This window comes from Enterobacter cloacae complex sp. IR5402 (assembly GCF_049238125.1).
GTDB classification, from domain to species: domain Bacteria; phylum Pseudomonadota; class Gammaproteobacteria; order Enterobacterales; family Enterobacteriaceae; genus Enterobacter; species Enterobacter hormaechei_C.
Genome location: NZ_JBMKHO010000012.1, coordinates 58414 through 82675, shown reverse-complemented (window position 1 = coordinate 82675; position 24262 = coordinate 58414). Strand labels below are relative to the sequence as shown.

At 56.5% G+C, this 24262-nt stretch carries 18 protein-coding genes; 7 read left to right on the top strand and 11 right to left on the bottom strand.

Going from position 1 to position 24262, the window contains the following annotated elements:
* Positions 1 to 45: 45 nt before the first annotated feature.
* From serS to lrp, 5 genes are all read right to left on the bottom strand, one after another.
* A complete protein-coding gene (gene serS / locus ACOTXL_RS18210; protein WP_003858266.1) occupies positions 46 to 1338 on the bottom strand; it encodes a serine--tRNA ligase in 1293 nt (430 codons plus the stop codon).
* A 92-nt stretch (positions 1339 to 1430) separates the two neighbouring features.
* Positions 1431 to 2774, bottom strand: a complete 1344-nt coding sequence (gene rarA, locus ACOTXL_RS18205; protein WP_045332347.1) for a replication-associated recombination protein RarA — start codon at positions 2772 to 2774, stop codon at positions 1431 to 1433.
* Positions 2775 to 2783: 9 nt separating this feature from the next.
* A complete protein-coding gene (lolA, locus tag ACOTXL_RS18200) occupies positions 2784 to 3398 on the bottom strand; it encodes an outer membrane lipoprotein chaperone LolA (RefSeq protein ID WP_003858270.1) in 615 nt (204 codons plus the stop codon).
* Positions 3399 to 3525: 127 nt separating this feature from the next.
* Entirely contained in the window at positions 3526 to 7194 is a 3669-nt protein-coding gene (locus tag ACOTXL_RS18195) for a DNA translocase FtsK 4TM domain-containing protein (protein WP_045350874.1), read from the bottom strand.
* Positions 7195 to 7329: 135 nt separating this feature from the next.
* The gene (gene lrp / locus ACOTXL_RS18190) at positions 7330 to 7824 is read right to left on the bottom strand and encodes a leucine-responsive transcriptional regulator Lrp (protein ID WP_000228469.1); all 495 of its coding nucleotides are present in this window, start codon (positions 7822 to 7824) and stop codon (positions 7330 to 7332) included.
* 543 nt (positions 7825 to 8367) lie between these two features.
* Between lrp and trxB the strand changes: the two genes are divergently transcribed.
* From trxB to infA, 5 genes are all read left to right on the top strand, one after another.
* Positions 8368 to 9336, top strand: a complete 969-nt coding sequence (trxB, locus tag ACOTXL_RS18185; RefSeq protein WP_003858303.1) for a thioredoxin-disulfide reductase — start codon at positions 8368 to 8370, stop codon at positions 9334 to 9336.
* Positions 9337 to 9450: 114 nt separating this feature from the next.
* Positions 9451 to 11217 (top strand): heme ABC transporter permease/ATP-binding protein CydD, encoded by a 1767-nt coding sequence (gene cydD / locus ACOTXL_RS18180; protein WP_045347134.1) that lies wholly within the window; start codon positions 9451 to 9453, stop codon positions 11215 to 11217.
* Complete coding sequence (gene cydC / locus ACOTXL_RS18175; RefSeq protein WP_023315743.1) at positions 11217 to 12938, top strand: heme ABC transporter ATP-binding protein/permease CydC; 1722 nt, start codon at positions 11217 to 11219, stop codon at positions 12936 to 12938. The genes cydD and cydC overlap by 1 nt, the downstream gene beginning before the upstream one ends.
* Before the next feature lie 45 nt (positions 12939 to 12983).
* The gene (gene aat / locus ACOTXL_RS18170; protein ID WP_032608953.1) at positions 12984 to 13688 is read left to right on the top strand and encodes a leucyl/phenylalanyl-tRNA--protein transferase; all 705 of its coding nucleotides are present in this window, start codon (positions 12984 to 12986) and stop codon (positions 13686 to 13688) included.
* A 284-nt stretch (positions 13689 to 13972) separates the two neighbouring features.
* Complete coding sequence (gene infA / locus ACOTXL_RS18165; protein ID WP_002211347.1) at positions 13973 to 14191, top strand: translation initiation factor IF-1; 219 nt, start codon at positions 13973 to 13975, stop codon at positions 14189 to 14191.
* 71 nt (positions 14192 to 14262) lie between these two features.
* Here the strand turns inward: infA and ACOTXL_RS18160 are convergent, their stop codons facing one another.
* From ACOTXL_RS18160 to clpS, 3 genes are all read right to left on the bottom strand, one after another.
* Positions 14263 to 14724, bottom strand: a complete 462-nt coding sequence (locus ACOTXL_RS18160; RefSeq protein ID WP_080338193.1) for a hypothetical protein — start codon at positions 14722 to 14724, stop codon at positions 14263 to 14265.
* 466 nt (positions 14725 to 15190) lie between these two features.
* Entirely contained in the window at positions 15191 to 17470 is a 2280-nt protein-coding gene (clpA, locus tag ACOTXL_RS18155) for an ATP-dependent Clp protease ATP-binding subunit ClpA (protein WP_006809407.1), read from the bottom strand.
* A gap of 27 nt (positions 17471 to 17497) precedes the next feature.
* Positions 17498 to 17818: an ATP-dependent Clp protease adapter ClpS gene (gene clpS, locus ACOTXL_RS18150; RefSeq protein WP_006174393.1), complete on the bottom strand. Its 321-nt coding sequence runs from the start codon at positions 17816 to 17818 to the stop codon at positions 17498 to 17500.
* Between the two features lie 267 nt (positions 17819 to 18085).
* Between clpS and cspD the strand changes: the two genes are divergently transcribed.
* Positions 18086 to 18307 carry a cold shock-like protein CspD gene (gene cspD / locus ACOTXL_RS18145; RefSeq protein WP_045350873.1) on the top strand — a complete coding sequence of 74 codons (222 nt, stop codon included), beginning with the start codon at positions 18086 to 18088 and terminating at the stop codon, positions 18305 to 18307.
* Positions 18308 to 18377: 70 nt separating this feature from the next.
* On the opposite strand, the gene macB is transcribed toward cspD, so the two are convergent.
* Together macB and macA are read right to left on the bottom strand one after the other, a co-directional pair.
* Positions 18378 to 20318, bottom strand: a complete 1941-nt coding sequence (gene macB, locus ACOTXL_RS18140; protein WP_045350872.1) for a macrolide ABC transporter ATP-binding protein/permease MacB — start codon at positions 20316 to 20318, stop codon at positions 18378 to 18380.
* Entirely contained in the window at positions 20315 to 21430 is a 1116-nt protein-coding gene (macA, locus tag ACOTXL_RS18135) for a macrolide transporter subunit MacA (RefSeq protein ID WP_017384842.1), read from the bottom strand. Before macA ends, macB begins: the two co-directional genes overlap by 4 nt.
* A 159-nt stretch (positions 21431 to 21589) precedes the next feature.
* Here macA and ACOTXL_RS18130 point away from each other — a divergent pair, with 159 nt between their 5' ends.
* Entirely contained in the window at positions 21590 to 22546 is a 957-nt protein-coding gene (locus ACOTXL_RS18130; RefSeq protein WP_022650714.1) for a VirK/YbjX family protein, read from the top strand.
* Here the strand turns inward: ACOTXL_RS18130 and ACOTXL_RS18125 are convergent.
* Entirely contained in the window at positions 22543 to 24201 is a 1659-nt protein-coding gene (locus tag ACOTXL_RS18125; protein WP_023324396.1) for an ATP-dependent endonuclease, read from the bottom strand. The two genes, ACOTXL_RS18130 and ACOTXL_RS18125, sit on opposite strands and share 4 nt — an antisense overlap.
* Between the last annotated feature and the right edge of the window lie 61 nt (positions 24202 to 24262).

Genomic DNA, 24262 nt, shown 5'->3' with positions numbered 1-24262 from the left:
ATAAAAAAAGCGCCCTGAGGCGCTTTTTTGTCTTAGAGCAAATAATTATCCGATGAACTGCTGGCCTTTCATGTAAGGGCGCAGCACTTCAGGGATCTCAATGCGCCCGTCAGCCTGCTGGTAGTTTTCCAGCACAGCAACCAGCGTACGGCCTACTGCCAGACCAGAACCGTTCAGGGTATGAACCAGACGGGTTTTCTTGTCAGATTTGCTGCGGCAACGCGCCTGCATACGACGCGCCTGGAAATCCCAGACGTTAGAGCAGGAGGAGATTTCACGGTAGGTGTTCTGCGCAGGCACCCAGACTTCAAGGTCGAAGGTTTTGCAGGCACCGAAGCCCATGTCGCCGGTGCACAGCGCCATACGACGGTATGGTAGACCCAGCAGCTCCAGCACTTTTTCCGCGTGGCCGGTCATCTCTTCCAGCGCGTCCATAGACTCTTCCGGACGAACGATCTGCACCATCTCAACTTTATCGAACTGGTGCATACGGATCAGACCGCGCGTATCGCGACCGTAAGAACCGGCTTCAGAACGGAAACATGGAGAGTGCGCAGTCAGTTTGATTGGCAGATCGTCTTCGTCGATGATCTCATCACGCACGAGGTTGGTCAGCGGCACTTCCGCAGTTGGGATCAGCGCGTAGTTGCTGCTGTCAGCTTCCTCGTCCAGCGGACGGGTATGGAACAGATCGCCGGCAAATTTCGGCAGCTGGCCTGTACCGTACAGCGTATCGTGGTTAACCAGATACGGAACGTAGGTTTCGCTGTAGCCGTGCTGCTCGGTGTGCAGATCCAGCATGAACTGCGCCAGCGCGCGGTGCAGGTGAGCAATTTGCCCTTTCATTACCACGAAGCGAGAACCGGTCAGCTTAACCGCTGCCGCAAAGTCCAGGCCCGCGTGCATTTCGCCCAGCGTCACGTGATCGCGCACTTCGAAGTCAAACTCGCGAGGCGTACCCCAGCGTTTCACTTCAACGTTGTCGTTTTCGTCTTTGCCGACAGGCACGCTGTCGTCAGGAATGTTCGGGATCGCCAGAGCAATATCGCGAATTTCAGCCTGAAGAACGTCCAGTTCAGCTTTCGCCTGATCCAGCTCTTCACCCAGTTTGTTCACTTCCAGGCGTAATGGCTCAATATCTTCCCCGCGCGCTTTCGCCTGGCCAATGGATTTCGATCGAGAATTACGCTCTGCTTGCAGATTTTCAGTTTGTACCTGCAAAACTTTACGACGCTCTTCAAGAGCGCGCAGCTTATCTACATCCAGCTTAAAGCCCCGGCGTGCCAGTTTTTCAGCGACTGCGTCTGGCTCATTACGCAGCAGATTGGGATCGAGCATGCTTATCCTGTGCTTATCGAATTAAAAAAGGAAAAAGTGACCACAGCCTGCGGCCACAGAGATATATTGCCAACATTACCGCAACGATTGAACTAACGGTAGCGTTTTATAGGGCTATTTTGATCCTGTCCGGCAAGCCAGGCGAGCTTTTCGCCAATCTTACCCTCAAGACCTCTGTTTGTAGGGTGATAATAGCGGGTTTGTGCCATCTCCAGCGGGAAATACTCCTCCCCGGCGGCGTAGGCATTGGGTTCATCATGGGCGTAGCGATACTCCTGCCCGTAACCCATTTCTTTCATCAGCTTTGTAGGGGCATTGCGAAGGTGTACCGGAACGTCGTAATCCGGACGTTCACGTGCATCCGACATCGCCGCTTTAAAGGCGGTATACACTGCATTGCTTTTCGGCGCGCAGGCCAGATAGACAATTGCCTGCGCAATGGCACGCTCACCTTCCGCGGGTCCGACGCGGGTAAAGCAGTCCCAGGCGGAAATAGCGACCTGCATGGCGCGTGGATCGGCATTACCGACATCTTCTGACGCAATGGCCAGGCAGCGACGCGCGACATATAACGGATCGCCACCGGCGGTAATGATACGCGCATACCAGTAGAGTGCCGCATCCGGCGCGCTGCCGCGCACGGATTTATGTAACGCAGAGATAAGGTCGTAGAAACGGTCGCCTTTATTATCGAAGCGCGCACTGCGTTCACCGGCAATTTCGGTGAGCAGTTCAGGCTTCAATACGCGCTTGCCCGCATCGTCCACTTCGGCCATATCGGCCATCATTTCCAGCGTATTCAGTGCCCGACGCGCATCGCCGTTGACCAGTTCAGCGATCGCACGACGCGTCTCGTCCGGCAGAACGATATCCTGTCCGCCGTAACCCCGCGCTTTGTCCTCCATCGCCTGGGTCAGAACCTTTTCGATATCCTCTGTGGTCAGGGATTTAAGCAGGTAAACGCGGGCGCGGGAAAGCAGCGCGGAGTTGAGTTCAAACGACGGGTTTTCCGTGGTTGCGCCGATGAAGAAAATCGTGCCGTCTTCAATGTGCGGCAGAAACGCATCTTGCTGGCTCTTGTTGAAACGGTGGACTTCATCAACAAACAGAATGGTGCGGCGCCCGGCATTACGGTTTTGCCGTGCGCGCTCGATCGCCTCGCGGATCTCCTTCACGCCGGAGGTAACCGCCGAGATGCGCTCAACGTCCGCGTTAGCATAGCGGGCGATCACTTCAGCGAGGGTGGTTTTGCCGGTGCCGGGTGGCCCCCAGAGGATCATGGAGTGCAGATGCCCCGCCTCAATAGCGCGCGGCAAGGGTTTCCCCGCAGCCAGCAGGTGTTGCTGGCCGATGTACTGCGCTAAATTTTCTGGCCGCATACGGGCGGCCAGAGGTTGAAACGCATTATCTGAAAAATCGAGCGACAGGTTGCTCACTCATGCCTCTTACTTATTACGTTGGTCATCCACCGTTACGCCCTGCGGCGGGGTAAAGGTGAATTTCGAAGCATCTACAGCGCCGTTTTGCTGAGACTTAAGCTGATAGCTACTGCGCTGATCGTCCTGCTCAACCGCGCCGAACTGATTGATGGTACCGTTGCTGCTCACGTTAATCGTGAACTGCTTCAGATTACCGTTGCTGCCTTTTGGCGTCAGGACGAACTCATCACCGTTTTGTTTGATGTTGTACTGCTGCCAGTCGCTGGACTGGTTACGGGCAATGAGCATAAACGGCGTATTGCTGGTCGCGTCTTTCAGCCAGGTGGCGGTCGCCTGCTCAACAAACGGGTTGTAGAACCACAAGGTTTTCCCGTCGGACACCAGCACGCTTTCATCAGGCTGGGTCATGTGCCAGTTGAAGAGATTCGGGCGTTTCACCCACAAATCCCCCTGACCTTCCTGCACCGCGTTGCCGCTGCCGTCAGTCACTTTTTGCGTGAAGCTGGCGTGGAAGCTGCTCACTTTATCCAGTCGGCTTTTAAGGTCGCTTGCTGCATCAGCCCAGACGCTGCTGGCAACAAAACTGGAGAGTAATGCACAGGCGATGGCGATTTTTTTCATTGTTATTCCTTAAAATACGTCTTCCCGATATGGGGGTTCCGTTTCTATTCTGGACCTGCCTGAAGGCAGGCGACAGAAGAATATGCTTAATTTTTGCTGATTTACCCTTCTTTGCAATCGCTGAAGGTTAATCAAAAGGCGGTGGTGCCAGCACCTCTCGGTTACCGTTATGCCCCTGTTCGCTCACAATACCCTGGGCTTCCATCTGCTCGATAATACGCGCCGCGCGGTTGTAGCCGATACGGAACTGGCGCTGGACGCCGGAGATGGACGCCTTACGTTTTTCGGTGACGAAATTAACCGCCTGGTCAAATAACGGATCCAGTTCTTCGCCGCCGTCAAAACCACCGCCGCCACCTTCGCTTTCACTGTCGGAGGTGATGCCGTCAACGTATTGCGGCCGCCCGCGCGCTTTCCAGTCCTGTACCACCGCATGCACTTCCTGGTCGCGAACAAACGCACCGTGGACACGCACCGGCGAGGTGGAGTTCGGGCCGGAATAGAGCATATCACCCATTCCCAGCAGCGACTCTGCACCGCCCTGGTCAAGGATAGTACGCGAGTCAATTTTACTCGACACGGTAAACGCGATACGGGTCGGGATGTTTGCCTTAATAAGCCCGGTGATAACGTCTACGGACGGACGCTGCGTTGCCAGTACCAGGTGGATGCCCGCCGCACGCGCTTTCTGTGCCAGACGCGCAATCAGCTCTTCCACTTTCTTACCAACGGTCATCATCAGGTCGGCAAATTCATCCACCAGCACCACGATGTAAGGCAGTTTTTCCAGCACCGGATGCTGGGCATCCATGCTGTCACCCGGCTTCCAGTATGGGTCCGGAATCGGACGGCCCATACGCGCCGCCTCGGCGATTTTCTCGTTATAACCGGCCAGGTTACGCACGCCCAGCGCCGACATCAGCTTGTAGCGACGCTCCATTTCATTGACGCTCCAGCGCAATGCGTTGGCGGCGTCCTTCATGTCGGTCACCACTTCCGTTAACAGGTGCGGAATGCCTTCGTAGACGGACAGTTCAAGCATTTTCGGGTCGATCATGATGAAACGCACATCTTCAGGCTGCGCTTTGTAGAGCATACTGAGGATCATGGCGTTCACCCCGACTGATTTACCGGAGCCGGTGGTACCCGCAACCAGCAGATGCGGCATCTTCGCGAGATCGGCAACCACCGGATCGCCGGCGATATCTTTACCCAGCACCACGGTCAGCGGGGACGGGTTGTCGCGGAATTTGGTGTTATCCAGAACTTCACGCAGATAAACGGTCTGGCGTTTCTTGTTTGGCAGCTCAAGGCCAACGTAAGGCTTACCTGGGATCACCTCCACCACGCGTACCGCCACGGTCGACAGAGAACGCGCCAGGTCACGGGACAGGTTAGAAATACGTGCCGCTTTTACGCCTGGCGCCAGATTCAGTTCGAAACGGGTGATCACCGGGCCAGGTGAGTAGTTCACCACGTCCGCTTTAATACGGAAGTCAGCCAGACGCGCTTCCACCAGACGGGCCATCTGTTCAAGGGCAAAGGTATCCACCGGCTCGACTTCCGCTGGCGGCGGCGTTAACAGATCCAGCGACGGCAGCGGCGTACTTGGTCGTTGCAGCGGACGGCTGTCTCCGTTACGCATCAGCAGCGGGTGAATCAGGCTTTCCTGCGGCTGTGGTGCTGGCTGCTGGAACTGCGGCTGCGGCGGTTGGGCCGGTGGTGTATGCGGCTGCGCATAAGCCTGCGACGCTGGCTGTGGTGGCTGCGCATTAACCTGCGGCGCTGGCGCCTGACGCACCGGTTCCGCTTCCGGCATCACGCTCGGCGTGAACAGCGGTTCGCTCGGACCGTCATCCACCAGATCTTTCATCGGTGAAAATTCAAAGTCCGAGAGCGAGAACGGATTTGCCCCCGAAGGCTGCTCACCGGAATAACGTTGCTGTTGCGTGGCGGCAAACTGACGCGCTAATTCCGCTTCGGCAGCATCATCTTCATCCTGCTGAGAATGAACATCGTGTTGGTACTCATTCCCGTAGCGTTGAGTCTGTTGGGCAGCAAACTGACGCGCCAGCTCATCCTGATGCAGTTCGTCGGCATCATCTTCGTAGTCGGATTCACGGGCTTTCTCTTCGGCCATACGCTGAGAAGGCAGTTTAATGCCATAAGAGGCCAGCTCCCGGCGCGTAGGTACGCGCACGCGATTAGGGCGCGGCAATTGTGGACCAATGCCCTCTTTCACCTGAGGACGCGGCGCACCGTCGGTTGCCGGGCTGAATAGCGGAGCGGACGCGGCAGCGGCTGCCGTTGCCTGCTTCACGGTTTCTGCTCCTGACGCAACGGCTGGCGCTGGGTCTACAGGTGCAACGCTCGCAGAAGGCGCTTTTACAACAGGCTCCTGCACCGGCTCAGGCACGGGCTGATACCAGGCGGCAAGCTGCTCGCGCTCACGGGCACGGCGCTCTTCCACTTCTTCAAAATAGTACAATGGCGGACGTGATGGCTTCGCTTCCTCCACCACTTCGGGTTCAGACACCGGCGCAACATATGGCTGTTCAGGCACAGCGGGTTCGGGCGTATAAGCCTGATACGGCTGTTGCGGCTCGCTGGCAGGCTCAGACGGCTGATACGATTGCTGACACTGTTCCTGCTGCACAGGAATATAGCTTTCAGGCTCCGGCGCAATGGTCGGTTCAGGCGTATGGACGCCTGGCGCAGTCTGCCAGTCCACCTGCGGTTGCTGGATCGCGGACTCCGGTGCCGGAACAGGCGAGGACGGCATCACGGCTTCAACAGGCGCAACATGGGCCTGCGCAGCCGTCGTTGCGGCGGCAGCAGCGGCTACCGGTTCAGTCACGGAATGACCATGCAACAGCGGATCGTATTCGTCATACTCACCCGGCGTAGCTCGATGACCAGAGAACAACACATCATCAGGATCGACGGCCGCACCGCGATACTCAATCTGCTCGTCTTCATCCATACGTTTGCCGGAGAAAAGCGCGGCATCCGTTTTACGGCCTAACGGGTTAGCGAATTTTTCAGCAACGCGCTGGCGGCGTGCCAGAGCACCGCGCAGAATACGGGCACGGCGGGATTCACGACGCTGCACAGGTGCCTCGTCTTCCTCTTCGTATTCATCTTCATATTCGTCTTCATCGACCCACGTATCATCACGACGGGTACGATTGCTGGCAAACGTCAGCAGAGTCAGAATAAAGCTGCCGATTTTTTCGGCAATGCTCACCCAGGACCAGCCGGTAAACAGCGTCAGGCCCGCCGCCCAGATGCAGAGCAGCGCCAGCGTGCCGCCGCTGCTGTGAAGCATCGGTTGCAGCGCGGAGCTCAACAGGCTGCCAATCACACCGCCGGAGGCGAAATACCAGATGTCATCGGCATTGATCGCCGCCAGTCCGCAGGAGGTGAGGATCAGCGCCAGGGCGCCAATCAGGCGCAGCGAAACGGCAAAATAATCGATGTAGTCGTCGTTCTGTCGATGACGCCAGGCAAACCAGCATCCGCCAATAATGATGACAGGAAGGGTATAGGCCATCACACCGAAAATGAAGAAGAGCGTGTCCGCAAGCCAGGCACCGGGAACGCCACCCAAATTATGGATAGGCTCATGCCATGCGGTTTGCGACCAGCTGGGATCTGAGGGGTTGAAACTGAGTAAGGCAGCCATCAGCCAGACGGCAAAAAGGGCAATAACAATCAGTAACGCCTCAAGGAGACGACGTCCGCTGCTTAGCTTAGATAATGTGACTTCTTTGTCTTCAGTGTATTCCTGGCTCAAGAAAGGCTCTCCAGGTATCAGGCATGTCCTGCCTGTGTGCTAAAACGGACAACAGCGCCGGGACTCCCCGGCACTGTTGCTGTATGGATTAACAGGAGTGTAATCAAACTACACTGATTTTGCACCTGTTCCGTGTTAGCGCGTCTTAATAACCAGACGATTGCTCTGTTTGACCTCTTCCATCACCACATAAGTACGGGTGTCGTTCACGCCTGGCAGACGCAGCAGGGTTTCACCCAGCAGCTTACGGTAGGCGGACATATCGGGCACACGGGTTTTCAACAGGTAGTCGAAATCACCGGAGACCAGATGACACTCTTGAATTTCTTCAAGTTTTTGTACAGCGGCGTTAAATTGCTCAAACACATCCGGTGCACCACGATTCAGAGTAATCTCAACAAATACCAGAAGTGAGGCATCCAGATAATGCGGGTTCAGCAGAGCCGTATAGCCCTGGATAAAACCCTGTCTTTCCAGTCGACGCACACGCTCAAGGCACGGCGTCGGGGAAAGTCCCACACGTTTTGAAAGCTCGACGTTGGAAATACGCCCATCCTTTTGCAATTCATTAAGAATGTTACGATCGATACGGTCGAGATCTTTGCCAGGGCGCTTCTTGCTATCTACCATTATTATTGTCTCTCTGTATTCCTTCCCTACTCCTGCCTGGACCCTGTGCACATCACTGTTCAGAGCCTGTACCCGTTATTCATCACATCGCCTGGTTATGTATTAGACGCGATGTGGATTCGGGTTCTGCGGTAAGAAGACCGTTGCCCGAAAGCAGTCACAGACATCACGTATGGCGTCTGTCCACACCATGCGTAGATTTCACTGACCCGGTAAAAATGGCATTTCCGTGCATGTCTATGCGGCATGCAGTTCGTGCGTCTTTTTTTCTTCCTTGAATGTTTTCGCAAAAGCGCAGGGGATTGTCAAAGCAAAACATCGATTTTTAGTACAAGATGCCGGATATTCATTACGGAGGGGTATTAATCCTCATTTTATTGCCTTATAAACGCGCTGTTTTCAGTAGCAGACGTGATGTGACCGCCTCTGACCCATAGGGCGCGTCTATTGCATATATCGGAAGCAAAACTGCCCTGCTCTTTTTTTACGGCAACAAATTCCCTACAATCCAGCCCATTGCCTGCCAACAACAATGGGGATCTCATGGGCACGACCAAACACAGTAAGCTGCTAATCCTTGGATCTGGACCTGCGGGTTATACCGCAGCGGTCTATGCTGCACGCGCTAACCTGCAACCGGTACTGATCACCGGGATGGAAAAAGGCGGTCAGTTGACCACCACCACGGAAGTGGAAAACTGGCCGGGCGACCCGAACGACCTGACCGGGCCGCTGCTGATGGAGCGCATGCACGAGCATGCCGCCAAATTCGAAACCGAAATCCTGTTCGACCACATCAATAAAGTGGATTTGCAGAACCGTCCGTTCCGCCTGACGGGTGACAGCGGCGAATACACCTGCGATGCGCTGATCATCGCCACCGGCGCCTCTGCCCGCTATCTCGGTCTGCCGTCTGAAGAAGCGTTCAAAGGCCGCGGCGTGTCAGCCTGCGCGACCTGCGACGGTTTCTTCTATCGCAACCAGAAAGTTGCGGTGATCGGCGGCGGCAACACCGCTGTGGAAGAAGCGCTGTATCTGGCAAATATTGCCTCAGAAGTACACCTGATCCACCGTCGCGACACCTTCCGGGCGGAGAAGATCCTGATCAAACGCCTGATGGACAAAGTGGCGAGCGGTAACATTGTGCTGCATACCAACCGTACGCTGGAAGAAGTAACTGGCGATCAGATGGGCGTCGCGGGACTGCGTATCCGTGATACCCAGAACACCGATAACGTCGAAACGCTGGAAGTGGCAGGCCTGTTTGTGGCAATCGGTCACAGCCCGAACACGGCTATCTTTGAAGGCCAGCTGGAGCTGGAGAACGGCTACATTAAAGTGCAGTCTGGCATTCACGGCAACGCCACCCAGACCAGCGTTCCGGGTGTCTTCGCAGCTGGTGACGTGATGGACCATATTTATCGTCAGGCGATCACCTCTGCGGGCACCGGTTGTATGGCCGCGCTGGACGCAGAACGCTACCTGGACGGGCTGGCTGAACAAGGTAAATAATCTTTACAAGTCAGTAACAAACGTAAATAAAGGCGGCCACTGGTCGCCTTTATTTTTGCTCACGTGTAACATGCAGATGTCTAATTTCTTATAACGTCACCTGCAAAGTACGCAATGGAAAAAACCCGTCAACAAGAGTTAACCCGCTGGCTGAAACAGCAAAGCGTTCTGTCCCGCCGCTGGCTTATGATTTCCCGCGTTCTGGGATTTATCAGCGGTCTGTTGATTGTTGCCCAGGCATGGCTTCTGGCCCGCATTCTCAACCATATGATCATGGAGAACATCCCGCGCGAAGCGCTGCTGTTGCCGTTTATCGTTCTGGCGCTGGTTTTCGTTCTGCGTGCGTGGGTGGTCTGGCTGCGCGAGCGGGTTGGGTTCCATGCCGGGCAGCACATCCGCTATGAGATCCGCCGCAAGGTGCTCGATCGGCTTTCAGAAGCCGGGCCTGCGTGGATCCAGGGCAAGCCGGCCGGTAGCTGGGCGACGCTGATCCTTGAGCAAATCGACGATATGCACGATTACTACGCGCGTTATCTTCCGCAGATGGCGCTGGCGGTGTTTGTGCCTCTGATGATTGTTATCGCCATCTTCCCGGTTAACTGGGTGGCGGCGCTGATCCTGCTGGGGACCGCCCCGCTGATCCCGCTGTTTATGGCGATGGTCGGCATGGGCGCGGCTGATGCTAACCGCCGCAACTTCCTGGCGCTGGGTCGGTTGAGCGGTCATTTCCTGGACCGTCTGCGCGGTATGGAAACCCTGCGGATCTTTGGTCGTGGTGAAGCGGAAACCGAAAACATTCGCCTGGCGTCGCAGGATTTTCGTCAGCGCACCATGGAAGTGTTGCGCATGGCCTTTCTCTCTTCTGGCGTACTTGAATTTTTCACCTCCCTGTCGATTGCGCTGGTGGCGGTTTACTTTGGTTTCTCCTACCTCGGCGCGCTGGACTTTGGTCACTACGGTACGGCGGTTACGCTTTCCGCTGGGTTCCTGGCGCTGATCCTGGCCCCGGAATTTTTCCAGCCGCTTCGCGATCTCGGCACCTTTTACCATGCCAAAGCGCAGGCGGTGGGTGCTGCCGACAGCCTGAAAACCTTCATGGAAACGCCGCTGGCGCATCCGGAGCGTGGTGAGGTAACGCTGAATACGAACGATCCGGTGACCATTGAAGCACAGAATTTTTCTGTTCTGTCGCCTGAAGGCAAAGTACTGGCCGGTCCGCTGAACTTTACCCTGCCTGCCGGGCAACGTGTGGTGCTGGTGGGTACCAGCGGCTCAGGTAAAAGCTCATTGTTGAATGCGCTTTCAGGTTTTATGGCGTACACCGGATCGCTGCGTATCAACAAAACGGAGCTGCGCGAGCTCGATCCTGATGCCTGGCGTAAACAGCTAAGCTGGGTGGGGCAAAACCCGCAGCTGCCAGCTCCGACGCTTCGCGAGAATGTGCTGCTGGCACGCCCGGATGCGCGTGACGATGAGCTGCAATCGGTCCTCGACCGCGCCTGGGTCAGCGAGTTTCTGCCGCTGCTTGCGCAGGGTATCGATACCGTCATTGGCGATCAGTCTGCCGGGCTGTCAGTAGGCCAGGCACAGCGCGTCGCGGTTGCCCGTGCGCTGCTGAACCCCTCTTCGCTAATGCTGCTGGACGAACCCGCCGCCAGCCTGGACGCTCATAGCGAGCAGCGCGTGATGGATGCGCTTAACGCAGCCTCACGCCAGCAAACCACCCTGATGGTGACTCACCAGCTGGAAGGTATTGCCGACTGGGATCAGATCTGGGTGATGGAAAACGGACACATTGTTGAGCAAGGCGACTACGCCGCGCTTGTTGCCGCGCAGGGGCCGTTTGCGACCCTGCTGGCGAACCGTCAGGAGGATATCTGATGCGCGCCCTGCTTCCGTATCTTGCACTGTATAAACGCCACAAATGGATGCTGACGCTCGGGATCGTGCTGGCGATCGTCACGCTGCTCGCCAGCATCGGCCTGCTTACGCTTTCCGGCTGGTTCCTCTCCGCGTCTGCGGCCGCAGGCTTTGCCGGACTGTACAGCTTTAACTACATGCTGCCTGCCGCCGGGGTGCGCGGCACGGCGATTACGCGAACTGCCGGGCGCTACTTCGAGCGTCTGGTCAGCCACGACGCGACCTTCCGCGTGCTGCAACACCTGCGTATTTATACGTTCAGCAAACTGCTGCCCCTCTCCCCTGCCGGGCTGGCACGTTTTCGACAGGGCGAATTACTCAACCGCGTGGTCGCGGATGTGGATACGCTGGATCACCTCTATTTGCGCGTCATTTCACCCATGGTGGGCGCGTTTGTGGTGATTGTCGTGGTCACGCTGGGGTTGAGTTTCCTGGATGTTCCCATCGCACTGACGCTCGGCGGCATCATGCTGATGACGCTGATTATTCTGCCACCCCTGTTTTATCGTGCAGGTAAAACCACCGGGGAAAACCTGACGCGCCTGCGCGGGGAATACCGCCAGCAGCTCACCGCCTGGTTGCAGGGACAGGCCGAGCTCACCCTTTTTGGCGCCAGCAAGCGCTACCGCGCCCGCATGGAAAATACGGAGCTGAACTGGCATGAAGCCCAGCGTCGCCAGTCTGAACTGACCGCTTTCTCCCAGGCGCTGATGATGTTAATTGGTGGGATTGCCGTAATCGCCATGCTCTGGATGGCCTCCGGTGGCGTGGGCGATAACGCGCAGCCTGGCCCGCTAATTGCGCTGTTTGTTTTCTGTGCCCTGGCAGCCTTTGAAGCCTTAGCCCCGGTTACGGGCGCCTTTCAGCATCTCGGCCAGGTGATTGCCTCTGCGCTGCGCATTACGGATATTGCCGAGCAGGAGCCGGAAGTGAAGTTCAGCGCGGGTCAAACCGCTGTGCCGGAGCAGGTCGCGCTGACGCTCAGCAATGTCACTTTCGCCTACGACAAGCCGGCGCAAAACGCGCTGGAAGACATCACCCTTTCTGTTGATGCCGGGCAGCGCATTGCGATCCTTGGCCGTACGGGATGTGGAAAATCGACACTTCTGCAACTTCTCACGCGCGCGTGGGACCCACAGCAGGGCGAGATTCGGTTTAACGACGTTCCGCTGTCTGGTTTTAGCGAAGCGGCCTTGCGTAAAACGGTCAGCGTCGTGCCCCAGCGGGTGCATCTGTTCAGCGCTACGCTGCGCGATAATCTTCTTCTGGCGGCACCAGACGCCTCCGACGATACGCTGCGGGCAATGCTGGAGCAGGTTGGGCTGCACAAACTGCTTGAAGACGATGGCTTGAACAGCTGGCTGGGTGAAGGGGGTCGACAGCTTTCCGGCGGCGAACTGCGTCGTCTGGCCATTGCGCGTGCGCTGCTGCACGATGCGCCGCTGATGTTGCTGGATGAACCGACAGAAGGACTGGATGCCACGACTGAGAGTCAAATCCTTGATTTACTGGCGAATGTGATGAAAGGTAAAACCGTACTGATGGTCACGCACCGTCTGCGCGGGCTGGTGAATTTCGATCAGATAATTGTGATGGACAACGGACACATAATTGAGCAAGGTAGTCACGCAGAGCTGCTGGCAAAACAAGGTCGCTACTACCAGTTTAAACAGCGCCTGTAGACTATATTTGTAGCGTCCTCTCTCGCGTACTGGAGTTCTGTTGTCATGCGCCTGGTGCAGCTTTCTCGCCATAATATTGCGTTCCCTTCACCGGAGGGGGCGCTGCGTGAACCTAACGGCTTGCTGGCTCTGGGCGGCGATCTCAGCCCGGCACGGCTCTTAATGGCTTACCAGCGCGGCATCTTCCCTTGGTTTTCGCCTGGCGACCCGATCTTATGGTGGTCTCCCGACCCGCGAGCCGTGCTGTGGCCTGGGCAGTTTCACCTGAGCCGCAGCATGAAGCGGTTTCATGCAAAATCACCCTTTCGCGTCACGCTCAATCACGCCTTCGGCCAGGTTATCGAAGGCTGCGCTGAAGATCGTCATGAAGGCACCTGGATAACCCGCGATATCATTATCGCCTACCACCAGCTTCATGAGCTGGGCTACGCGCACTCTATTGAAGTATGGAAAGAGGATAACCTCGTCGGCGGAATGTACGGCGTGGCGCAGGGCACGCTGTTCTGCGGCGAGTCGATGTTCTCCCGTGCCACGAATGCGTCAAAAACCGCGCTGCTGGTGTTTAGCGAGGAATTTGCCCGACGTGGCGGACGGCTGATGGATTGTCAGGTGCTGAATGAGCACACCGCCTCGCTCGGCGCCGTTGAAATCTCCCGCCGACACTATATCGAACACCTTGAACAATGCCGAAAAGAGACCCTTCCACGCGATTTTTGGGTTCCCAGAGCGCTCTTTATGCCCAATGCCTAAATGTTTTCCGCATATTTTTTATGAGGGTGTTATAATTATGCCGCAGAGTAGCTTCTGCCTGTTGCCCCGCCGCCGTTTGGGACCCTCGCTTCAGATAACGTCCTGACGTTTATCCTGTCGTCTCCCCTTTACGAATGCGCTTTCCGTTCGGTTGTACCGTGACGCTTGGGCAATACGCTGAGACTGTTTTGCTGCGTTTTAAACGCGCAATTCTTTACTTAATTGAGGAATTTCGGCATTATCTTGCCGGTTCAAAACTTGGTAGTGATACCCCAGAGGATTAGATGGCCAAAGAAGACAATATTGAAATGCAGGGTACCGTACTTGATACGTTGCCTAATACCATGTTTCGCGTAGAACTGGAAAACGGTCACGTGGTAACTGCGCACATCTCCGGTAAAATGCGCAAAAACTATATCCGCATTTTGACGGGCGACAAAGTGACTGTTGAACTGACCCCGTACGACCTGAGCAAAGGCCGCATTGTCTTCCGTAGTCGCTAATTGTTTTCGCCTGTAATGGCAGATGAATATTTAAAAGGTCGGGATATTCCCGGCCTTTTTTATTTATGGTCTTAGTGTGGCTGTGTCGGCAGATGTATAGTCATGCACGGGTTCATGGGTACGATTAAATCTTCAGCCATCGCGTGGGTGATGTCATGCAGCAGTCCCGTCAGGTGCGGCAGCATATCGCGGTCAACATGCGATACCAGCAGCACATGGTTTAACGCCCGGCAGTAGTCGCATTTCGTTTCGGTATCTTCCAGCAACCACTCTTTTTGTCGCGGTTGCTCCGCGTCGTCCTCAAATTCAACCACCTGAAAATCACGCATTGACTCTGTGAGGCCGGATTTCACCTCTTCCAGGTAGGCTCCGAGGCAACGGCAAACGGGCTGCGTTTGCGGAAGTGATTTGCAGTCGAGGAGGATTTCGGTGAGCAGTTTGCAGCGCTCGGCAAGGGTTGGGAGATCGGGGTTGAGGGAGAGTTCGCTATAGAGCTGGGAGATAGACTGGTTTTCCATATTCATAATTTCCATATTAAAAGCTGAAAACTACCACCAGAAACGCCAACTTCGGGTGGCAGACTGAACCGGTTTGGCGTACCGACCATATGGAAAATCGGCGCTTCAAAAGAAGCCCCGGTTCAGTCCACCATAATAGAAGATACGGATTATACCGCAGCTAAAAAAAGAGTGAACGAAACCAATGATGTTGCGTTAGCAACATCTTTCCATATGTGTGTAATCAGGACGCCAATCCCGACACCTGATTTTGCAGGTGCGCCGCCATTTTATTACTGTGAATTTATCCAGCAACTGACTTCGAAAGAATCTGGAAAGCGCCTCGCAAAATTCCTCTGCGGTCTGTTGCCCTCACCCCAACCCTCTCCCACGGGGAAAGGGAGAAAACACTAAAAACGACAACACTGTTGTCGTTTTGCTTTTACCCTGGCACGCATAAAAAAACCGGGCTTTTGCCCGGTTTTTAGACCTACGTAAGAAATCAGTGAGCCGCTTCCGGCTTGTGCTTCGCCGCACTCTGGAAATCGTACGTCAGTTCGTTCTTCGCCTGATCCAGCCCTACCGTGACCTGGCCGCCGTCCACCAGCGAGCCAAACAGCAGCTCGTTCGCCAGCGGCTTCTTCAGGTTGTCCTGAATCACGCGCGCCATCGGACGGGCACCCATCGCACGGTCGTAGCCTTTCTCAGCCAGCCAGTTGCGGGCCTCCTGGCTCACTTCCAGCGACACGCCTTTCTGATCCAGCTGAACCTGCAACTCGACGATGAACTTGTCCACCACCTGATGGATCACCTCGGTAGACAGGTGATCGAACCAGATAATGTTGTCCAGACGGTTACGGAACTCCGGCGTGAAGATCTTCTTGATCTCTTCCATCGCATCGGTGCTGTTATCCTGGTGGATCAGGCCGATGGATTTACGCTCGGTTTCCCGCACGCCCGCGTTGGTGGTCATCACCAACACCACGTTGCGGAAATCGGCCTTGCGCCCGTTGTTATCGGTCAGCGTCCCGTTGTCCATCACCTGCAACAGGATGTTGAACACGTCCGGGTGCGCTTTCTCGATTTCATCGAGCAGCAGGACCGCGTGCGGATGCTTGATCACCGCGTCAGTGAGCAGGCCGCCCTGGTCAAAGCCCACGTATCCCGGAGGCGCACCAATCAAACGGCTGACGGTATGACGCTCCATATACTCGGACATATCAAAGCGCAGCAGCTCAATGCCCAGCGCTTTGGAGAGCTGAACCGTTACCTCGGTTTTACCCACACCGGTCGGACCGGCGAACAGGAAGGAACCAACCGGCTTGTGGTCATGCCCCAGGCCAGCACGAGCCATCTTGATCGCTTCGGTTAAAGCCTCAATGGCTTTATCCTGACCAAAGACCAGCATTTTCAGGCGATTGCCGAGCGTGCGCAGCGTATCACGGTCGCTCTGAGAAACGCTCTTCTCAGGAATACGCGCGATGCGGGCCACCACGGACTCGATATCCGCCACGTTCACGGTTTTCTTACGCTTGCTGGCTGGCATCAGGCGCGCACGCGCACCCGCCTCATCAATCACGTCAATCGCCTTATCCGGCAGATGACGGTCGTTAATGTATTTCACCGCCAGCTCCACCGCCGCACGGACCGCTTTCGCGGTGTAACGCACGTCGTGGTGCGCTTCATACTTGGTTTTCAGGCCGTTGATGATCTGCACCGTTTCGTCAACCGACGGCTCGGTAACGTCGATTTTCTGGAAACGACGCGCCAGCGCACGATCCTTCTCAAAGATGTTGCTGAACTCCTGGTATGTCGTGGAGCCCATCACGCGGATCTTGCCGCTGGAGAGTAGCGGTTTGATCAGGTTAGCCGCATCCACCTGGCCACCGGAGGCCGCACCTGCGCCGATAATGGTGTGGATCTCATCGATAAACAGGATGCTGTTGGTGTCCTGCTCCAGCTGTTTTAACAGCGCCTTGAAGCGTTTTTCAAAATCACCACGGTATTTGGTGCCCGCCAGCAGCGATCCGATGTCGAGCGAGTAGATGGTGCAGTCGGCAATCACTTCCGGCACGTCGCCCTGCACAATGCGCCAGGCAAGGCCCTCGGCAATCGCGGTTTTACCCACGCCAGATTCCCCCACCAGCAGCGGGTTGTTCTTGCGTCGACGGCACAGCACCTGGATGGCACGCTCCAGCTCTTTGTCGCGACCAATCAGCGGGTCGATACCGCCAACGCGAGCAAGCTGGTTAAGGTTGGTGGTGAAGTTTTCCATACGATCCTCCCCGCCTGCTTGCTCTTCATTGCTGTTGATCTGTCCGCTGGGATCCGATGCCTGGTTAGGCTCGTCTTTTCGCGTTCCGTGAGAGATGAAGTTGACCACGTCGAGCCGGCTGACTTCGTGTTTGCGCAGCAGGTAGGCCGCCTGGGACTCCTGCTCGCTGAAGATGGCGACCAGGACATTGGCGCCAGTCACTTCGCTACGTCCGGAAGACTGGACGTGGAAAACCGCGCGCTGCAACACGCGCTGGAAGCTGAGCGTCGGCTGCGTGTCGCGCTCTTCTTCACTGGCTGGCAGCACCGGTGTGGTTTGTTCGATGAAGGCTTCGAGTTCCTGACGTAGCGCCACCAGATCCACGGAGCAGGCTTCCAGCGCTTCGCGGGCAGATGGGTTGCTAAGCAGTGCGAGCAGCAGGTGCTCGACGGTCATAAACTCATGTCGGTGCTCACGCGCTCTGGCGAAAGCCATGTTTAAACTGAGTTCCAGTTCTTGATTGAGCATAGGCACCTCCCCCAATTTTATGCCTTATCAGGCCTTTTCCAGCGTACACAGCAACGGATGCTCGTTCTCCCTTGCATAGTCGTTCACCATCGCTACTTTGGTTTCCGCAACTTCGGCAGTAAAGATGCCGCAGATCGCTTTGCCACGATAATGAACGGTAAGCATCAGTTGCGTTGCACGTTCAACATCATAAGAAAAGAACTTTTGTAGCACGTCAATAACAAATTCCATCGGCGTGTAATCATCGTTCATTAACATAACTTTATACATAGATGGCGGTTTTAGCGCGTCGCGCACTTTATCTTCCGCCAGCTGGTCGAAATCCAGCCAATCGTTGGTCTTACCCATTATGCATAACCACTTTGAATCTACCTCAGATGTTAGATAACAATCATCTATTACTGTCATCCGCGATGTCTGTCACAAACTGTTGCAATAGCGTTAACTGCCTCAAAATTTGGTTGATTATTGTCCCAACTCCAGCGCCAAACGCTTGACGGCTTCTTCCGTTTCTCTAAATTGTACAAGCGTGAGTTGGCGAGGTTTTGAACAGCCCCCACTCCACCACCGGTTCATTCCATCTTAATTTATAAGATTTACGAAGGATGTCGAAGCATGGAAATGGGTACTGTTAAGTGGTTCAACAACGCCAAGGGGTTTGGCTTCATTTGCCCCGAAGGCGGCGGCGAGGATATCTTCGCTCACTATTCCACCATTCAGATGGATGGTTACAGGACGCTCAAAGCCGGGCAGTCCGTCCGGTTCGATGCACACCAGGGGCCAAAAGGCAATCACGCCAGTCTTATCGTGCCCGTTGAAGCAGAAACGGTTGCATAGCTCTCTGATTCATTGTGTACACCCCGCAGGCAAAATGCCAGCCCGATCGGCTGGCATTTTTATTTTCGGGCTATTCCCGCGCCAGCGCATCCACCGGATCGAGCCGCGCCGCGTTTCGCGCCGGCAGCCAGCCGAAAAGAATACCGGTGAAGGTGGAACATAAAAACGCCGTCAGGATCGCCATCGGCGAGAAGCCAATTTCCCAGCCCGGTAAGAAGAGCTGGAGCGCGAAGGCGATCATCATCGAAAGCGCAATCCCCATCGCGCCTCCCACCAGACACACCAGCACCGCTTCAATCAAAAACTGCTGGAGCACGTCGCTGGCTCTGGCCCCGACCGCCATGCGGATGCCTATCTCCCGCGTACGTTCGGTCACCGACACCAGCATAATGTTCATCACCCCAATCCCGCCGACGACCAGCGAAATCACCGCCACCAGCGTCAGGAACAGCTGAAGAGTACGTGTGGTCTTTTCCGCCGTTTTCAAGAGGCCGTCCATGTTCCAGGTGAAGAAATCTTTCTTCCCGTGGCGCAGGGTTAACAGCCGCTCAAGCTGCTGTTCCGCCAGCGCGCTGTCGTAGCCCTCCTTCACTCGCACGGTAATGGAGTTAAGCCAGGACTGCCCCATAATGCGCCCGGAAATGGTGCTGTATGGCAGCCAGACGCGCAGGATCTTGCTGCTGCCAAACATGGACTGTTTCTCTTCCGCCACACCAATCACCGTGGCGGGCATGTTACCCACCAGGATCACTTCCCCCACTACACGGGTTTTATTGGGGAAAAGCTGTCTGCGCGAGTTCGCGTCCAGCACCACCACCTGCGCCCTGCCCGCCAGCTGCTCCGCGTTGAAGGTCGCCCCTTCGCTAAAGGTCATGCCGTAGACGTTGAAGTAATCTCCGCTGACGCCGTTAGCACTGGCCGCCACGTCGATGTTGCCGTAGCGCAGACGCAGGTTTTGCGACACGGCAGGCGTGGCGGAGTTCACCCACGGCTGCTTCTGAATAGCCGCCAGATCGTCGTATTTCAGCGCCTGCTGATACTGCGGCTCGTCGTCGCCAAAATCTTTGCCGGGGTAAACGTCGATGGTGTTAGTCCCGATGGCCCGAATATCCGCCAGCACCAGCTGTTTCGCCGCATCGCCCACCACCACAATCGACACCACCGAGGCAATACCGATAATGATGCCGAGCATGGTCAGCAGAGTGCGCATTTTGTTGGCCGCCATCGCCAGCCAGGCCATGTTCAGCGCCTCGCGGAAACCGCTGGAAAACTGGCCCCAGCCGGTGGACGCAGGCAAAGCTTCTTTCGCCGCCGCCGCTCTGGACTGACGCGGCGGCGGGTTGCTGACCAGCTCGCCGTCGTGGATCTCGATGATGCGTTCCGCCTGCGCCGCGACCTGTGGATCGTGGGTGACGATAATCACCGTATGCCCCTGATCGCGAAGCTGATGCAGGATCGCCATCACCTCTTCACCGGAATGGCTGTCGAGCGCACCGGTTGGCTCATCGGCGAGGATCACCTGTCCGCCGTTCATCAGCGCGCGGGCAATACTCACGCGCTGCTGCTGACCGCCGGAAAGCTGCGAAGGCTGATAATCAACACGCTCCGCCAGCCCAAGACGCGTTAACAGCGCCTTCGCGCGTTCAAGGCGTTTTTTGCGCTCGACGCCCGCATACACCGCCGGCACTTCCACATTCTGCGCCGCGCTCAGGTGTGAAAGCAGATGGTAACGCTGAAAGATAAAGCCAAAATGCTCGCGACGCAGCTTCGCCAGCGCGTCGCCGTCCAGGGTGGAAACATCCGTCCCGGCCACGCGATAGGTGCCGCTGCTGGGCTTATCCAGACAGCCAAGAATGTTCATCAGCGTTGATTTACCCGAGCCCGACGCCCCGACAATCGCCACCATTTCACCGGCTTCAACGCGCAGGGAGATGCCCTTCAGCACCTCCACCGGCCCGTCGCCGGACGGATAGCTGCGACGAATGTCATTCAGCTCAAGCAGCGCCGTCATTGCGCGGCTCCAGGCAGGGTTTCGCTGGTGACCACTTCTTCACCCTCTTCCAGCCCTTTTACCACCACCACGTCGGTGTCGTTACGCGCGCCAATCACTACTTCCCGCTCGCGGGTTTCGCCGTTGCGCAGCACTTTCACCTTGTAGCGATTGTCCCCGGCGGATTCGCCCAGCGCGGAGAGCGGAACCGTCAGCACGTTTTTCACGCCGGTCAGCTGGATATGCACCTGGGCGGTCATGTCCAGACGCAGCACGCCCTGCGGGTTTGGCACCTCAAAACGCGCATAGTAGAAGATGGCGTCGTTAACTTTCTCCGGCGTCGGCAGGATATCTTTCAGCACCCCTTCATAGCGGGTTTGCGGATCGCCCAGCACCGTAAACCAGGCTTTCTGCCCCGGCTTAAGGTGAATGACGTCCGCTTCGGATACCTGGGCTTTCACCAGCATGGTGCTCATATCCGCCAGGGTCAGGATGTTTGGCGCCTGCTGCGCGGCGATGACCGTCTGGCCTTGCAGGGTGGTTATCTGCGTCACTTCCCCGGCCATTGGCGCAACGATTTGCGTGTAATCGAGGTTGGTTTTCGCCGTATCCAGCGAGGCCTGATTCCGTTTGATTTGCGCATCGATGGTGCCAATCTGCGCCTGCTTCACCGCCAGTTCCGTGGCGGCTGTGTCCAGATCCTGTTTCGAGATGGCCTGCGTTTTCGCCAACGCCTGCTGGCGCGTCAGGGTGACCTGAGCGAGATTACGCTCGGCCTGAGCCTGCGCGCGCTGCGCGCGCAGCTCCATCAGCGTCGCTTCCACTTCGCGGATCTGGTTTTGCGCCTGCTCAGGATCGATCACGCCCAGCAGCTGGCCTTTTTTAACCTTATCGCCAATCTCAACTGACAGGGTTTTAAGCTGACCGCTGACCTGCGCGCCCACGTCAACCTTACGCAGGGCATCCAGTTTCCCCGTCGCCAGCACGTTTTGTTGCAGCTCGCCCGGACGAACAATCAGCGTTTGATACTGTGGTACCGGCGCGTTCAGTACCTTCCATAACCAGAATCCGCCCGCTAACACCACTACCGCCAGCAGCAGAAACAGCTTTCTGCGTTTTCCCTTCAGGTTCATAAATATTCCAAATAGTTGTTCTGGCTATCATCACCGTTGATTTTATCTAAACCACTCCTCAACGAAACCCCCGATCCCCGTAATCGTCGGGAATTGTTTACCCGATGTTGATAAAGCGCCTGCTGAAATAGCGATATTCCACCAGAAGCAGGATCTAACATGTCTTCCATCGTCGATACACCTTATTCAACGCTGCCCCAGCCTAAATCGGGCTGGCAACTGTTTAAAAGCCTGACATCGGGTTCCCTCACGCCGGGGCTGGCGTGGCAAAATCCGGCATATCGACGTAAGTTTATGTTGCGCTCGCTGGCAACGCCGTTCACCACTGCGCGCCTGCTCGGAAACCTTGCAAAACAGCCCCGTCTGATGCAGATCCTGCGCGTGCAGCCCGGCCTGCCGTGCCGCCTGCACCGGCCGTGGCTGACCGTAAATATGGGTCGTCAGAATACGCTGGACGCATTGAACGATCACTATCAGATGATGAGCCGCCATCTTCCGGCGTCGCTGCTGAACGGCTACCTCTCCAGCCAGGGCATCACGCTGGTGACGTTAACGGGTAAAGAGGAACAGCAGTTTAGCGTTCGCCTGAGCGCGGATGCGTTTCTGGACAAAGAAGGGGAAGCGACCCTCACTTTTTGCGACCACCAGAACACGGTGCTGGCCGAGCTGACCTTTACGCTGTGCAAATACCAGGGCAAGACAACGCTCTTCATCGGCGGAATGCAGGGGGCGAAAGCGCATGTCCCGCACGAGCACATTCAGCTGGCGACCAAAGCCTGTCACGGACTGTTCCCAAAACGTCTGCTGGTTGAAGCGGTCATGACGCTGGCAGGCGCCTTCCCGGTCGAGCAGATCCTCGCGGTGAGTAACGCCACCCACATCTACCGCAGCTGGCGCTATCGCAAGAAAAAAGAGGGAAAATTGCTGGCTGACTATGACAGCTTCTGGCGCTCCCTTGGCGGACAGCAGCAGGATAACGGCAACTTTGCCCTGCCACTGACCATGCCACGCAAACCGATGGAAGAGATTGCGAGTAAAAAACGGTCCGAATACCGCCGCCGCTATACCCTGCTTGATAGCCTGATCCAACAGGTTTCGCAGGCGACTGACCGCTAATCGGCCCTCCCGCGAGCCAGCCAGAGGACGCGGGAGAACATTTTACGCAGCAGCGTGGGCACCGACTCCACGCCTCGCCTGCCGGCTTCCGTCGCGACTTCAATGGCCAAATCCGGTTTTGACGACCGATGGATAGCTTTGGCAATCACCCGACGCATGTTCATGGGTACATCCACCGGGATCATCGCCACGCGGTGAAAGACGTCGTCAAATCCCTGACGGTACATAAAGTGCTCCATGTCCATCGCAGGCAGCGCGGTCAGATGTTCCCGCTCCTCTTCACGATCGTTATTGAGCAGGCTGCGCACGGTCGCCGCATATTTTTTACCCGCCTCATCGCCATCCACCAGCACGTGCCACTCTATCCCCATCCGGCGCGCAAATTTGATCAGCGGTTTTAAGCCAGACTGAGCAAATTCGATCACTTTGATCCCTTCGGCATCAAAGTGGTGCCCGCACTGGCGAGCCAGCTCGTTTATCACCCAGGTTTCCGTTTCCCCTTCCACCAGCAACCAGCAGCGGGCAAACAGGGAAGAGGCACGGTTAAAACGGATATGAAACGCAATCCGTCGGCCATCTTCGGCATTTAACCCGCCGGGCCCGAGCCGGTAGGCGGTGACCCGCGACGATTCACGCACCAGGCGGCAGACATACTCTACCGGCGTCAGAGAGAGCAGCTCTCCGGAATTCGTGGTGGTGACTCGCTGCAACGGCAGCAGATTAAGAAGATGCCACGCCACGGAAAGCATAATCGGGTGGAGCCGCGTTTCCGGATCTTCCACCAGCAGCAGCGGGCGCGCGTCCCGATCCAGGCGCACCGTCCCTTTCGCCTGTAAAAGCGTGGAGAATAAACCCAGCAGGATCACCCGATGCGTACGCCCGCCGGGGCGGTCGATCATGCGGTTGATAATATCGAGATAGCGCCAGCTTCGTTGTTCATCGTGCGAGCGGCGACGCATCAGACGGTGGCGCGCCTGCCCCGTTCCCTGCTCGGAGAAGTAGTGCTCCAGCAGTTGTACCATGGCAGACAGTCCCTGACGGATCTGGCCGTCGGTGAGGTTCTGCGGCCGTGAGACCAGTTCACGGGCGAGGAAATCCAGTTCGCGGGCGGTTACTTCCACCTCGGGCATATTCGGCACGGTGCCGTTACGGATCCGCCGCATAAAACGCGCGTCGCGTAAGCGCAATACGGGGGAGAGGCGGATAAGATGTCGGGCAAGCTCGTCAATATTATCGAGCGGGATCGGATTCCCCTTCTCATCAAGAAATTCACGCAGGGTTAATACCCCGTCGTTTTGCGCCATTTCGCCCTCAAGGCGATAGAAAATACGCTGGAACCCATCTTCACAGGGAACCCAGCAGGCCGACATAGGGCGAAAACGACGCACGCGATGGCGGCCGGGCTCGGATTCGCGGAAGGTCAGAATGATATGCAGGTGTTTCTCGCGCCCGTTGACATCCCCCGGCGGAAACCAGAAGTCATCATGAACGAAGTGGTACAAGTTCTCTTCGGGCGAAAGCAGCAGCGTCAGGGCATCCAGCAGGCTGGATTTACCCCAGGCGTTTTCGCCTATCAGGACGTTGTTCTGTTCCAGTTGCAGCGACAGGCGGTTAATCCCGCGAAACCCGACAATCTCCACACGTTCGAGTAGCATACATCCCCCGCAATTCGGCCACTTTTTCCTTCAAGTTATCAGCAGTATAGCGGCAGGCTGT